12 protein-coding genes are annotated in these 13,431 nt (G+C 67.9%); 5 read left to right on the top strand and 7 right to left on the bottom strand.

Annotated elements, in window-relative coordinates; all coding sequences use genetic code 11:
- Window positions 1–46: 46 nt before the first annotated feature.
- Window positions 47–685, bottom strand: coding sequence for a bifunctional 4-hydroxy-2-oxoglutarate aldolase/2-dehydro-3-deoxy-phosphogluconate aldolase (gene eda, locus AC5P98_RS16160; RefSeq protein ID WP_049408883.1), 639 nt, complete (start codon window positions 683–685; stop codon window positions 47–49).
- A gap of 117 nt (window positions 686–802) precedes the next feature.
- On the bottom strand, window positions 803–1,393 hold the full coding sequence (locus AC5P98_RS16155) for a cysteine dioxygenase family protein (RefSeq protein ID WP_049408884.1): 591 nt from the start codon (window positions 1,391–1,393) through the stop codon (window positions 803–805).
- A gap of 240 nt (window positions 1,394–1,633) precedes the next feature.
- On the opposite strand from AC5P98_RS16155, the gene AC5P98_RS16150 reads away from it, so the two are divergent.
- Complete coding sequence (locus AC5P98_RS16150) at window positions 1,634–2,689, top strand: LacI family DNA-binding transcriptional regulator (protein WP_041862907.1); 1,056 nt, start codon at window positions 1,634–1,636, stop codon at window positions 2,687–2,689.
- A gap of 106 nt (window positions 2,690–2,795) precedes the next feature.
- Here the strand turns inward: AC5P98_RS16150 and phhA are convergent, their stop codons facing one another.
- Complete coding sequence (gene phhA, locus AC5P98_RS16145; protein ID WP_014645427.1) at window positions 2,796–3,689, bottom strand: phenylalanine 4-monooxygenase; 894 nt, start codon at window positions 3,687–3,689, stop codon at window positions 2,796–2,798.
- A gap of 125 nt (window positions 3,690–3,814) precedes the next feature.
- Between phhA and AC5P98_RS16140 the strand changes: the two genes are divergently transcribed.
- Window positions 3,815–4,300: an Lrp/AsnC family transcriptional regulator gene (locus tag AC5P98_RS16140; protein WP_014645428.1), complete on the top strand. Its 486-nt coding sequence runs from the start codon at window positions 3,815–3,817 to the stop codon at window positions 4,298–4,300.
- 39 nt (window positions 4,301–4,339) lie between these two features.
- Here AC5P98_RS16140 and AC5P98_RS16135 read toward each other — a convergent pair whose 3' ends face one another.
- Together AC5P98_RS16135 and AC5P98_RS16130 are read right to left on the bottom strand one after the other, a co-directional pair.
- The gene (locus AC5P98_RS16135) at window positions 4,340–5,332 is read right to left on the bottom strand and encodes a patatin-like phospholipase family protein (protein ID WP_032958418.1); all 993 of its coding nucleotides are present in this window, start codon (window positions 5,330–5,332) and stop codon (window positions 4,340–4,342) included.
- Between the two features lie 203 nt (window positions 5,333–5,535).
- Entirely contained in the window at window positions 5,536–6,555 is a 1,020-nt protein-coding gene (locus tag AC5P98_RS16130; RefSeq protein ID WP_032962348.1) for a TIGR00266 family protein, read from the bottom strand.
- A gap of 157 nt (window positions 6,556–6,712) precedes the next feature.
- Between AC5P98_RS16130 and AC5P98_RS16125 the strand changes: the two genes are divergently transcribed.
- Window positions 6,713–8,983 carry a TonB-dependent receptor gene (locus AC5P98_RS16125; protein WP_049408885.1) on the top strand — a complete coding sequence of 757 codons (2,271 nt, stop codon included), beginning with the start codon at window positions 6,713–6,715 and terminating at the stop codon, window positions 8,981–8,983.
- Between the two features lie 171 nt (window positions 8,984–9,154).
- Here the strand turns inward: AC5P98_RS16125 and AC5P98_RS16120 are convergent, their stop codons facing one another.
- Window positions 9,155–9,994, bottom strand: coding sequence for an acid phosphatase (locus AC5P98_RS16120; protein ID WP_049408886.1), 840 nt, complete (start codon window positions 9,992–9,994; stop codon window positions 9,155–9,157).
- Window positions 9,995–10,252: 258 nt separating this feature from the next.
- Between AC5P98_RS16120 and AC5P98_RS16115 the strand changes: the two genes are divergently transcribed.
- Both AC5P98_RS16115 and AC5P98_RS16110 read left to right on the top strand, forming a co-directional pair.
- Window positions 10,253–11,131 (top strand): hypothetical protein, encoded by an 879-nt coding sequence (locus AC5P98_RS16115; RefSeq protein WP_049408887.1) that lies wholly within the window; start codon window positions 10,253–10,255, stop codon window positions 11,129–11,131.
- 11 nt (window positions 11,132–11,142) lie between these two features.
- Window positions 11,143–12,345, top strand: coding sequence for a DUF4785 domain-containing protein (locus AC5P98_RS16110; protein ID WP_046427650.1), 1,203 nt, complete (start codon window positions 11,143–11,145; stop codon window positions 12,343–12,345).
- Between the two features lie 130 nt (window positions 12,346–12,475).
- Here the strand turns inward: AC5P98_RS16110 and AC5P98_RS16105 are convergent, their stop codons facing one another.
- The gene (locus tag AC5P98_RS16105; RefSeq protein ID WP_032962356.1) at window positions 12,476–13,297 is read right to left on the bottom strand and encodes an ABC transporter ATP-binding protein; all 822 of its coding nucleotides are present in this window, start codon (window positions 13,295–13,297) and stop codon (window positions 12,476–12,478) included.
- Window positions 13,298–13,431: the final 134 nt, after the last annotated feature.

Below are 13,431 nucleotides of genomic sequence, written 5' to 3'. Positions count from 1 at the left end.
CGGCGCTTTGATCACGATCAAACCTTTGAAGATTCGCCGAGCAGGTTCAGCTGGCCAGCACGGACGCCTCGCGGGCCAGGCGTTCGATCGCCTCCCAGTCGCGGGTCTGCAGCAGTGCCGGGGTGGTCAGCCACGAACCGCCCACGCACAGCACGTTGGGCAGGTGCAGGAACTGCGGTGCGGTCTGCGCACTGATGCCGCCGGTCGGGCAGAAGCGCACATCGGCGAACGGACCGTGCCAGGCGGCCAGTAGCGCGGCGCCGCCGGTCTGTACCGCCGGGAAGAACTTGAAGGTGTCCTGGCCATGCTCCAGGCCCAGGATCAGGTCCGAGGCGGTGGCGGCACCGGGCAGGTACGGCAGGTCGGCATCACGCGCGGCCGCATACAACGCCGGCGTGGCACCGGGGGACACCGCGAAGCGCGCGCCGGCCTGCTTTGCTGCCTGCATCTGCGCGGCGTCGAGTACGGTGCCGGCACCGATCACCGCGTCCGGCACGGCCTCCACCATCGCCTTGATCGCATCCAGCGCTTGCGGCGTGCGCAGCGTCACCTCGATTACCGGCAGGCCGCCGCGGAACAGTGCCTGGGCGACGTCGACCGCTTCATTCACATCTTCGGGGGTGTACACCGGGATCACCGGTGCCAGCTTCAACAGCGCGCGCAGGCGCGGATCAGCGCTGGACATGGTCTTGCTCCTTGCCCGATGGGGCATCGCGGATCGCCGCCGGGTACGGCAGCGCAGCGGCGCATGATGCCACGTGGCTCACGAAGGTGCTGGCAGCGTCGCCCCGCCCTGCCCCGGTCAGGCCGGGTCGGCCTGCAGCGCCTGGATGCGGCGCTGGTACCAGTCGCCACCGAGCGGGTCGAACACCGCCGAGCGCTCCATCTGCGACTCGTACACGTGCACAGAAATCGCCAATGCGTCGTCGCTGGCGTTGCGCAGGGTGTGGTACTCGTGCGGCGGGATCAGGCTGCCGGCACTGCCGCAGCCTCCGCGCAGCGTGGCGTGGCGGTGGAAACGCCAGCGCTCGCCGGCGCGCTCCAGCAGCTCGTAACGGGTGATCTCCAGTTCGCCCAACCACACTCCCTCCACACACCACATGGCATCGTGGTCGTGCAGCGGCGTGCCCTGCCCTGGGCCCCAGCTCATGGCGATCACGCTGTAGCCGTGTTCGCGGCTGTGGTACAGCGGACGTCGCGCGTAATGATCACTGACCGGCCGATGCACGCACTCGGGCAATTCGATGCGGCTGTCGGTTATGGCTTCCTGCAGCGCCAGCTGCAGGTCGGCGGTGATGCGCCCGGCATCACCGGCGGTCACCGCGGCGTCGACCGCAGCGATCAACCGGTCGCGGCCACGGAACGGCGGAAACGGAGAGGTCTGCAGGCCCATGCACCTGACTGTAGCGGAGCATGGTTAAGGGAATGTTGGCGTTCGCGCGCGTCGCGTCCGCATTCAGGGTGAACACGCGCAGAAGAACGGTTCAGATGCAGAGGCACTAGAGCGATCACAAGGGAACCTCGCGAAGCAAAACGTGTCGAACACGACGCGATTCAGATCCGCTGCGACGTTCCGCAACTTCGCATCCGACGGGTGCAAGGCTAGAATTCTCCGACTTACCTGGTTCTATACATGTCAGTGCGAAATATGAGCGATGCCGCGTTGCCGGCATCGAAAGGCAAGGCTGCCACGATCAACGACATCGCACGACTGTCGGGAGTTTCCAAGAAAACGGTTTCAAGAATCATCAACAACTCGCCGCTGGTGCGCAAAGACACCCGCGACAAGGTCGAGGCGTTGATGCGCGAGGTCGGTTACGTGCCCGACCCGCTGGCGCGCGGACTCGCGTTCCGCCGCTCCTTCCTGATCGGCCTGGTGTATGACGACCCCGGCGCCCAGTGCATTGTCGACCTGCAGCACGGCGCGCTGGAAGCGCTGCGCGGCACCGGCTATGAACTGGTGGTGCACCCGTGCAACAGCCAGGATCCGGACTGTGCGGACGGCGTGCGCCGTTTCGTGCAGCAGCAGAAACTGCATGGCGTGATCCTCGGCCCGCGTGCCTCCGAATCGATGGCGCTGGCGCAGATGCTCGACGCGATCGACTGCCGCCACATCCGCATCAACGCGCATGCGTCGGAAGAAGACGTGCAGGCGGTGGTCACCCACGATCGCGATGGTGCGGCGGCGGCTGCGGGCTACCTGCTCTCGCTCGGCCACCGCGACATCGCGGTGATTGCCGGTCCCGGTGACCGGCGCGCTGCCCGCGAGCGGACCCACGGCTTCCTTGATCGGCTGGCCCAGGTCGGCGTGACCCTGCCGGGCGAGCGCGTGCTGGAAGCGGGCGACACCTTCGAGTCCGGCGTGCATGCCGCCGAACGCCTGCTGATGGGCGGACAACGCCCCAGTGCGATCTTCACCGGCAACGACGAAATCGCCGCGGGCGTCTACCAGGTGGCATTGCGTGCGGGCATCGCGGTGCCGCAGCAGTTGTCGATCGTCAGCTACGACGACAGCCCGCTGGCGTCGCGGCTGTGGCCGCCGCTGACGTCGGTACGCCGCCACGTCTCCGACATCGGCCGCATGGCTGCCGCGATGCTGGTGCAGACCGACGTACCGGAGGCGCCGGCTGCGGCCAGCGTGCATCCGCAACTGATGGTGCGCGGTTCCTGCCGGGCCGTGGACGGCTGAGTGTCCTGCCCTCGCCTGCGCCGTCGCGACAGAACGGTGCAGGCAACAACGAAAACGGCGCACCAGGGTGCGCCGTTTCCACTGCGAAGCGGTGTGCGTTACGCGCTTACACGTCGCCGCCGTCGGCCCAGCCTTCACCCGTGCCCTTCTGGAACACGCGGTCGTCGTCCTGCACATCACCGGCCGGCAGATGCGCCTGGTCGGCCAGTGCCGCGTAGATCGGGGTGAAGTCCGGCGACGTCGCCTGCATCAGCTGTTCGAAGCTGTCGATGACGAAGTAGGTCTTCTGGAAGGTGTCGATGCGGTACTTGGTGCGCATGATCCGCTGCAGGTCGAAACCGATGCGGTTGGGCGCGGGCGACTCCAGCGAGTACAGCGACTCGCCCTTCGACGACACGATGCCGGCGCCGTAGATGCGCAGGCCGTCGGGCGTATCGATCAGGCCAAACTCCACCGTGTACCAGTACAGGCGGGTCAGGTTCTGCAGTGCATCCGGGCCGATCGCGTGGGCCTTGACGCCGCCACGGCCGTACGCCTCCATGTAGTCGGCGAACACCGGGTTCATCAGCAGCGGCACGTGGCCAAACAGATCGTGGAACAGGTCCGGTTCGGCGATGTAGTCGATCTGGTCCGGGCGACGGATCCACCAGGTCACCGGGAAACGGCGGTTGGCCAGGTGGTCGAAGAAATCCAGTTCCGGCAGCAGGCCTTCAACGCCGACCAGGGTCCAGCCGGTGGCGGCGCCCAGTACTTCGTTGAGCTGGTCGAAGCGCGGAATCATGTGTGCGCTCATGCCCATCTCGTCCTGCGCGTCCAGGAACTCCTGGCAGGCACGGCCGACCAGCAGTTCGCGCTGGCGCTGGTACAGCGTGCTCCAGGTGGCGTGGTCGTCGGCGCTGTAGGTGTCCCACGGTTGCTCGACGAGCGCGGTGGTATACACCGGCACGTAGCCCTTGTCGGTCTGCTGGTGTTCGACGCGGCGGGGCTGGGCGAGGTCCATGGGGCACTCCTTGACGGGATACCCACGATGCTAGGGCAGGGCGCGCGCAACAGGGTTGCAAAAGTTGCGTCGATTGGCCTTGTTGGCGCAATATCCTTGCGTACTCACCATGTTGCGGGGCAACAATGGCCGGAGAAGTCCAGTTCGATCGCACGGATATACGTCTACTGGCTGAAATCCAGCGGGATGGGCGCGCCACCAACGCCGAGCTGGCGACACGGGTGAACCTCTCGCCCTCGGCCTGCCTGCGCCGCCTGCAGCGGCTGGAAAGCGAGGGCGTGATCGTCGGCTATGGCGCGCGGCTGGAACCGCGCCAGCTGCGCCTGGGCCTGCAGGCCTTCGTGCGCGTGCAGCTGGAAAAGCATGACCAGGCCGCCATCGGCCACTTCGTGGACAGCGTGCAAGCGTGGGACGAGGTGGTGGCCTGCCATGCGCTGACCGGCGACATGGACTACCTGCTGCACGTCTACGTGCGCGACCTGGAGCACTTCTCGCACTTCCTGCTGGACCGGCTGCTCAACGCCGGCGGCGTGGCCGATGCCAATTCCAGCTTCGTGCTGCGAACGGTGAAGGGTTTCCAGGCGTTGCCGTTGTCGCAGCTGGAGCCCTGAGCAGCCACCAGGCGTGCCCGGTGGCCTGGCATCAATGGATCAGCACTTGTCCTTGCGGCCCATCAGCTTGCCCAGGCGCGAGGCTTCCTCGCACTTTGGTGCGGCCACCGGCGCGGGTGCCGCTGCGGCGGCGCGCGCGCGCTGCAACTGCTGGATCTTCGCGCGGATCTGCGGCATGGCCGCCATTGCGGCCTTCTCGCCTTCCAGGATCGCGGTGCCGCGCTGGCTGAAATCGGCGGCGCCGATGTCCAGTACCTTCGGACGGATGACGATGTCGGCGCGCGCCAGCTCCTGCTCGCCCAGGCGCTGGCCCATGATCGAGATGGACTGGTTGACGATGCCCAGCATGTCCGTCGGTGCCTTGCCGCTGGCCTTGCTGGAGATGTCCACGGCGATCACGAAGTCGGCGCCGAGCTGGCGCGCGGCATCCACCGGCACCGGGCTGACCACGCCGCCGTCGATGTAATTGCGGCCGCCGATCTTCACCGGCTCGAACACACCGGGGATGCTGCTCGACGCGCGCACCGCCTGGCCGACGTTGCCGCGCACGAAGATCGCGCGCTCGCCCGTTTCCAGCTGGGTGGCAACGGCGGCGAACGGTTTCTTCAGGCGCTCGGCGGGACGGTTGGCGACCTGCTCGTTGACGTAGTCCTGCAGCTTCTGGCCCTGCACCAGGCCACCGGAGAACAGGCGTACGTCGCGGATGCTGGCTTCGTCCAGCGCGACTGCCTTGCTCTGCATCTGGAAGGCGTCCATGCCGCTGGCATACAGCGCACCGACCACGCTGCCGGCGCTGGTGCCGGAGACCACGGCCGGCTCGAAGCCGTTGGCTTCCAGCATCTTGATCACGCCGATGTGCGCGAAGCCCTTGGCCGCGCCGCCACCGAGGGCGATGCCGATCCTGATCGGCTTGGCCTGCGGCACCACGGTCGGCGCCGGCGGCGGCGTGGGGCGGACCGGGTCGCCACCGCAGCCGGCCAGCAGGCCGATCAGGGCGACGGACAGCAGCATGCGGGGGCGGAACAGGCTCATCGGCAGTGCGCTCGCGGCGCTGGATTCAGGAAAGGGCGCCAGCATACCGAAGCCGTGGCGGGGCGGGCAGGGTGGGGGGAACTCCCTATTCAGCAAAAAAACGTGAATCGCTTCTGGTGGGTGCGGACCTTGGTCCGCACAAATGCCTGGTCGCGCGCTGAAGGAATGTGCCAACCAAGGTTGGCACCTACCAAATGAGTGGGTCAGAACCGGTTGTCACCATCCAGCATCCGGCCCAGGCCGCCCAGCACCGAGCCTTCGCCGCGGCTCTGGCCGCCGCCCTGCGGTGCGGCCATCCACATGCGGCCGGCCAGGCGCGAGAACGGCAGCGACTGCAGCCAGACCTTGCCGGGGCCGGTCAGCGTGGCCAGGAACACGCCTTCGCCGCCGAACAGCATGCTCTTGATGCCGGCCACCCGGCGCACGTCCATGTCCACGCTGGAGTGATAGGCCACCACGCAGCCGGTATCCACGTCCAGGCGCTCGCCGGCGGCCAGCTCGCGCTCGATCACGCAGCCGCCGGCGTGGATGAACACCCAGCCGTCGCCTTCCAGCTTCTGCATGATGAAGCCCTCGCCGCCGAACAGGCCGGTCATGATCCTGCGCTGGAACTGCACGCCGATCTGCACGCCGCGCGCGCCGGCCAGGAAGCTGTCCTTCTGGCAGATCAGGCGGCCGCCGTGCTGGTCCAGTTTCATCGCCAGCACCGTGCCGGGGTAGGGCGCGGCGAAGGCGACCTTGCCCTTGCCATGCCCGCTCTGGGTGTAGACGGTGGCGAACAGGCTCTCGCCGGTCAGCACACGGCGGCCGGCGGCCATCACCTTGCCCATGAAGCCGCCCTGGTCACCGTTGGCAGCGCCAAACACCGTGTCCATCTGCACCGTGGCGTCCTTGAACATCAAGGCGCCGGCCTCGGCGATGGCGCTCTCGCCGGGGTCGAGCTCGATCTCCACGAACTGCATTTCATGGCCGACGATGCGGAACTCGATGTCGTCGGCGCGGCCGCCGGCGCCGGCGGGGACCGGGACCGGCGGCGGCGTGTTGGGCATGCCCGGGGCTGGAGCCTGCAGCTCGGCCACCTCGGCGATCGGCGTCCACCCACTCATGCCCTGGCACCATGCCAGGGCGCGTGGATTGGCCTGCGCGTAGCGGCGTGCGGCCCCGTCATCAAGCGGGCCGATGCGCTCGGCCTGGGCGGAGGCATGGAAGTACCACTGGGTCATGGCGGCGGGTCCGTCGCGTGGAAACCCCGAGTCTAGCGAGCGCCCGGGGGTGCCGGCGACGGGGCCATGAACGGCGGGCATTTGCGGCGTAGGTGCTGTATTGCAACAATTATCTGGTAGCGCCGTTTTACCACCCCTCCAAACACAGCCTACCGCCATGTCCCCGACCCGCACTTCCCGTGGCCGATTTCCGGTCGCGCGCCCCCTCGTTGCCGCTCTTTCCGCCCTGCTGCCGCTGGTAGCAGCCGCCCAGGAAACCCCCGCTGCCAAGGATCCGGTTGCCCTCGACGCCCTGCAGGTGACCGCGCAGCGCCGTGTCGAGAACGCCAAGGACGTGCCGGTCGCGCTCTCCGCGATCCAGGGCGAGAAGCTGGATGTGCTCGGTTCGGCCGGCGATGACATCCGTTTCCTGGCCGCACGCGTGCCCAGCCTCAACATCGAGTCGTCCTACGGTCGTGCCTTCCCGCGCTTCTACATCCGCGGCCTGGGCAACACCGACTTCGACCTCAATGCGTCGCAGCCGGTTTCGCTGGTGTACGACGACGTGGTGCAGGAAAGCCCGCTGCTGAAGGGCTTCCCGCTGTTCGACCTGGCCAACGTGGAAGTGCTGCGTGGTCCGCAGGGCACGCTGTTCGGCCGCAACACCCCGGCCGGCGTGGTCAAGTTCGATTCGGCGCGTCCGTCGCAGGATGCCGATGGCTACATCCGCGTCGGCTACGGCAGCTACAACAGCTGGAACGTACAGGGCGCCTACGGCGGCCCGCTGACCGATCGCTGGTCGGCACGCGTCTCGGCGATCTACCAGCGCCGCGATGACTGGGTCGACAACACCCGCGTCGGCGCTCCCAACAGTGGCTTCGAAGGCTATGACGAAGCCGCCGGCCGCGTGCAGTTCCTGTACGAAGGCGATGACTTCGAAGCGCTGTTCAACCTGCACAAGCGCAAGCTCAATGGCACCGCCCGCCTGTTCCGCGCCAACATCATCGAGAAGGGTGGCAACTCGCTGGTCGAGAACTTCGACCGCGACAAGGTGGCCAACGACGGCGTCAACTTCTCCGACCTGAAGACCTGGGGTGGCAGCGCGCGCCTGCAGTGGAACCTCGGCTCGGTGACGCTGCACTCGATCACCGGCTACGAAACCGCCGAATCGCTCAACCGGGGTGACATCGACGGTGGCTACGGCGCGGCGTTCCTTGGCGCCGGCAACTACGGCCCCGGCCTGATTCCGTTCTCGTCGGAGTCGGCTGACGGCCTGCCGCATCACCGCCAGTGGACGCAGGAAGTCCGCATCGAGTCCAACGAGTGGGGCCGCTTCGACTGGCAGGCCGGGGTCTTCTACTTCGATGAAGACGTGACCATCAACAACTTCAACTACGACTCGCTGGCCCCGGGCAATCCGCAGACCGGCCACGTGGTGCAGAACCAGCGCAACAAGGCCTGGGCGGTGTTCGCCTCGGGTGACTTCGATGTCACCGACCGCTTCAAGCTGCGTGCCGGCGTGCGCTACACCCAGGACAAGAAGGACTTCAGCGCCAGCGTGCTGCAGGCCGTTCCGTTCGGCACCCCGGTCAGTGGCCCGTACCTGGCCAACACCGACGTCAACGACGTCAGCTGGGACCTCAGCGGCGTCTACAAGCTGACCGACGACATCAACGCCTACGCCCGCGTGGCCAAGGGCTTCCGCGCGCCGTCGATCCAGGGCCGCCTGGCCTTCGCGCCGGGCCTGTCGCAGGCCGATTCGGAGAAGGTGATCTCGTACGAGGCCGGCATCAAGGCCGACCTGTTCGAGCGCCGCGCGCGCCTGGGCCTGAGCGTGTTCCGCTACAACGTCGATGGCCAGCAGCTGATCGCGGTGGGCGGCAGCAACAACACCGCCACCCTGCTCAACGCCGACAAGACCATCGGCCAGGGCGTCGAGCTGGACCTGGAGGCCTACCTGGCCGACAACGTCCTGCTGACCTTCGGCAGCAGCTACAATGACACCGAGATCAAGGACAAGAACCTGGCGGTGGCGATCTGCGGCGGTGGCTGCACCATCACCGACCCGACCACGGTGATCAACGGCCAGACCTATGCGCTGGTGAACGGCAACCCGCTGCCGCAGGCGCCGAAGTGGATCCACAACGCGACCCTGCGCGTGGGCTTCCCGCTCAGCGATGGCAGCGAGCTGTACGCCTACACCGACTGGGCCTACCGCAGTGCGGTGAACTTCTTCATCTACGAGTCGCCGGAATTCCGCGGCCGCAGTTCGCTGGAAGGCGGCCTGCGCCTGGGCTACAACTGGGATTACGGCCAGTACGACGTGGCGGTGTTCGGTCGCAACCTGACCAACCAGACCCGCGTGGTCGGCGCGATCGACTTCAACAACCTGACCGGCTTCCTCAACGAGCCGCGTACCTGGGGCGTGGAGTTCACCGCGAAGTTCTGATGCGGTGGTTGCGTTGATGCAATGCAGAAGGGCCGGCGCAATGCCGGCCCTTCTGCTGTGCGGGGTCAGAGCCCTTCCCTGCGGAAAGGGATCCGACCCCGATGGGGTCGGCATTCCGCGCCGGGGTCGGATCCCTTTCCGCAGGGAAGGGCTCTGACCCCGGACCATCACTTACAGCGCGCTCTGCGGGCGCACCTTCAGCACCGCATTCTCGGTGGCGCAGTCGCGGCTGGAGTGCCGACCGGCCTTGCGCGCCGCCTCGATCTCCTTGCGTGCGGCCAGCAGGTCCTTGTTGAAGGCAGCGTTGTCATGCAGGCGGGCCACGGCGGCCGCGCCCATGAAGCGGCCCTCGAGGATGTCGCTCTGCCAGTGCACGTTGCACACCAGGCGGCTCTCGCCGTAGTTGCGGCCGCGGGCCTGGATGGCATCGGCGCGGTCCGGCGCGATCTCCGACAGGATCAGGGCCCAGGCCCAGCCGATCGAGGTGTGGCCGGACGGATAGGAACCGTTCTTGCGCAGGCCGTCCTCGTCCTTCGGCGAGCAGGTCGGCTCACCGTTGACCATGAACGGGCGCGGGCGCTGGTAGTGGTTCTTGGCCGCCTTGGTGGCGGCGCTGGCGTCGATCCGGCTGCGCTCCAGCAGTCGGTACAGCGCCGGGGTCTTCACTGCATCGACGTCGATGTCGGCGGCGCAGGAGAAGTGGTTGGCGCCTTCGGGGAAGCCGAGTTCCGCATCGACGCCGGCCTGGGCGAAGCGCGGGCTGCCACGCAGCGCGCGGGCTTCACGGCTGACCTGTTCGTCCAGGGCGAGGGCGGCCGAACCGGCCGCCGGTGGTGCCGGCACTAGGTCCAGGCTGGCCGGAACCGCGCTCGTGTCCAGATAGCCCACCGCCTTGGTGGTGATGTTGGCTTCGACGGCGGTCGGCTTGCTGGCGGTGGCTGCGCAGCCAGCCAGGACCGCGACAACGGTGAGACCGAGCAGTGGGCGGGCGGTGTGGGAAATCAGCGACATGGACGGCTCCAGAGGAAAAACATCGCGTCATGATCGCAGCCCGTATGCGACACCGCAGTGGCCATCGGTCATACGGCCAGACCCGGCATGGTCATCGGGGCAGTATGAAAAACGTCATCGAGTGTCGTCAGTCTCCTGAATCCGGGCGCAGCGCACGGACTTTCACGCGCCTGCGCCGCGAGCATCGACACAACGGGGTCGAGAGGCCGTCCAGTTCCAGCCGGGTCGGGGGGATCCACTGACAGAGGGAGAGAAGCGATGCGCAGCACCGCAACAGGAAGTACCGTCCTGGCCCTGCTCCTCGGGCTGGCAACCGCCCCGGCGCAGGCCGCCGACGTGGTCGGCGTGGCCTTCGTGCATGGCACCGGCGCGCAGACCAATGCCACCCAGGACTACTGGCAGCCGGCGATCATCGACACCGTGCGCCAGGGTCTGCCGAACAGCAGCAACTACGTCGTCATCAACTGTGACTTCACCCAGTACATGTGGAAACCGGAAGCGGCCGGTTGCCTGGCCAACCAGCTGACCGGCTTCATCGACAGCCGTGGCATCACCCAGCTGGTGGTGATCACCCACTCCAACGGCGGCAATGTGATGCGCTGGATCCTGTCCAACCCGACCTACGACAGCCGCTATGCGAAGATCATCCGCACGGTGCGCAAGGTCAATGCACTGGCTCCGTCCTCGGCGGGCACGCCGCTGGCCGATGCGGTGCTCAACGGCAATACCTTCGAAACGTCGCTGGGCTGGCTGCTGGGCTACAAGAACGACGCGGTACGCCAGCAGCAGGTGGCGAGCATGGCCACCTACAACGCGCAGAACCTGTACGGCACGGCCGGTCGCCCGGCGCTGCCCAAACCGTTCCGTGCGGTGGTCGGCAGCGATGTGGAATCGGCGGTGTGGGACAGCAACAGCTACTGCGGTGGCTACGCCGCCAATGTCGGCCTGGAGTTCACCCAGAACTGGCTGTCGTCCTGCTCCGATGGCTTCCTGGAGTGCAGCAGCCAGAAGGCTGCCGGCACCACCTGGTTCACCGACAAGGCACGCACCCAGGGCGCCGAACCACTCAGCCACAACCAGAGCCGGCGCGAGTGCTTCGGCCTCGGCACCCTGCTGCGCAACGACCTGAACCAGTGAGGGAGATGACCATGACGAACCATTCCACCCTGCTGGCCAGTGCTTTGCTGGCCGTGCTGTCCCTTTCCGCAGCGCAGGCCGCGCAGCCGCTGCAGGCCGCCCGCGCGGGCGATCAGGTGCCTGCCGCACTGGTGGCCGCGCCGCTGCCCGCCGATGAAAGCGAGCACGCGCCGCTGTCCTTTGCCTGGGCGCTGGACCCGGCACAACCGCTGCAGGCGGCCACGCCGTATGCCTCGGTCAGCCGCAGCTACTGGCAGCAGGTCGATGGCACGCAGCTGCAACGCGGCCTGGACCTGCCGCTGACGGCGCCCGATGCGGTGATCCAGCTGAGCCCGGCCGCAGGTGCCCGCGCGCTGCCTGCCAACACCCTGCAGGTGCGCGACCCGGCCGGCCGCAGCAGCGTGGCCCGCAGTGTCGATGCGCGCGCGCTGCAGGATGCCGGCATGCCGGTGAGTGATGGCAGCAGCATGCTGCGCACCGGCGCGACCAGTTCGGCCGGTGCGTACACGCTGCAGAGCACGCAGGCGCAGGGCCGCTATGTGGTGCAGGTGCTTGAGCCGAACAGCCCGCTGCGGCTGGAAGTGCAGGCCAACCAGGCGCAGGTGCTGGCTGGTGGCAACGTGCAGCTGCAGGCACGCCTGCTGGAAGACGGCGCCACCACCGCGCAGCTGGCATCGCGCCGTGGCGGCCTGGGCGGTGAAGCCCTGCTGGTCGCACCGGATGGCCGCAGCTGGCCGCAGCGCCTGCTGCGCACCACCGACGGCAGCCTGCGCGCGCAGGTGCGCATCCCCGCCGATCTCGGCAGCGTGCAGGGGCTGTGGGAACTGCAGGTGTTCGCCCAGGCCGATGGCGTGCTGCGCGACGGCAAGGTGGCTTTCGCGGTGGCACGGCCGACCGCGCGCTTCAGTGGCCAGGCGGCACCGGACCCGTCCAGCCGCCAGGTGGCACTGCCGCTGCAGGTGGCCGCCGCTGGCCGCTACGAAGCACGCGGCACGCTGTACGCCACGGCCCGCGATGGCCAGTTGAAGCCGGTCGCGCAGGCACATGCGGCGGCGTGGTTCGATGGCCCCGGTGCAGGCCAGCTGGTGCTGCCGTTCGACCAGGCCGCATTGCCGGCCGGTTTCGGTGCGCCGTACGAACTGCGCGACCTGCAGCTGCAGGACCAGAGCCGGATGGCACCGATCGAGTCGCGCGCGCTGGCGTTGCGGTTCTGAGCACGGCGGTGGCGGGCCGGGATATCCGGCCCGCTGCATTGCATCCTGTAGAGCCGAGCCGATGCCCGGCTGCTGTTTGCCGTGATCAGGAGCAGCCGAGCATCGGCTCGGCTCTACAGTGGCATGTCGATCACCCCGCGTACGCGGTCAGCCGGCCTTCCTGCTCGCATACGGTGATCGCGCCGCCGAACACCGCCGACAGCGGTTCGTTGCGCAGCAGCTCGGCGCGGGTGCCGTCGGCCAGTACGCGACCATCGCGCAGCAGCACCACGCGCTCGATCTCCGGAATGATCTCTTCGATGTGGTGGGTCACCAGCACCAGGGTGATGCCCTGCTGCGCCAGCACCCGCATGGTCGCCACCAGCTGCTCGCGGGCGACCAGGTCCAGCCCGGTGGAGGGTTCGTCCAGCAGCAGTGCCTGCGGTCGATTGACCAGCGCGCGGGCGATCAGCACGCGGCGGGTCTCGCCGGCCGACAGCTCGGCATAGGCGCGCTCGCGCAGCGTCAGGGCGCCGGTCATCGCCAGCGTTTCACCGACGCGTGCACGCATGTCGGCGGTCACTTCGCGGAAGGCCGGCACCACGTAGCTGGCGAAGAAGCCGGACAGCACCGCCTGTTCCACGGTCAGGCCGGGCATGTCGGCCAAGTTGCTGCTGAGGTCGCCGGTGACGATGCCCAGCTGCGAGCGCAGCCGGTCCACCTGCCAGCGGTTCTGGCCCAGCACCTTCACCGCCACCGTGCCGTCGCCCTGCGCCAGTGGATACAGTTCGCGGGTGATCAGCTTGATGAAGGTGGATTTGCCGCAGCCGTTGGGGCCGAGCAGGGCGGTGTGCTGGCCCTGCGCGATGCGCAGGCTGAGCCCGTGCAGCACCTTCACCTGGCCGCGCACCACGGTGGCGCGGTCCAGTTCGATCAAGGGGGGCAGCTCCGCGACGGGCGGGGCGGCGGTCATGGCGCTGGCGCGTGGATCAAGGCTCGACAACTCAGGTCCCCAACTGTGAACGGTGCCACGGATGGCGATGCGATACATCGCCGCAGGGATGCAGTTTGCAACGCAAGCGGCCATCATGTCTGCCATCCCCGCGT

Source organism: Stenotrophomonas sp. YJH_SMC_135 (assembly GCF_059372355.1).
This window is presented reverse-complemented; position numbering and strand designations above follow the sequence as displayed.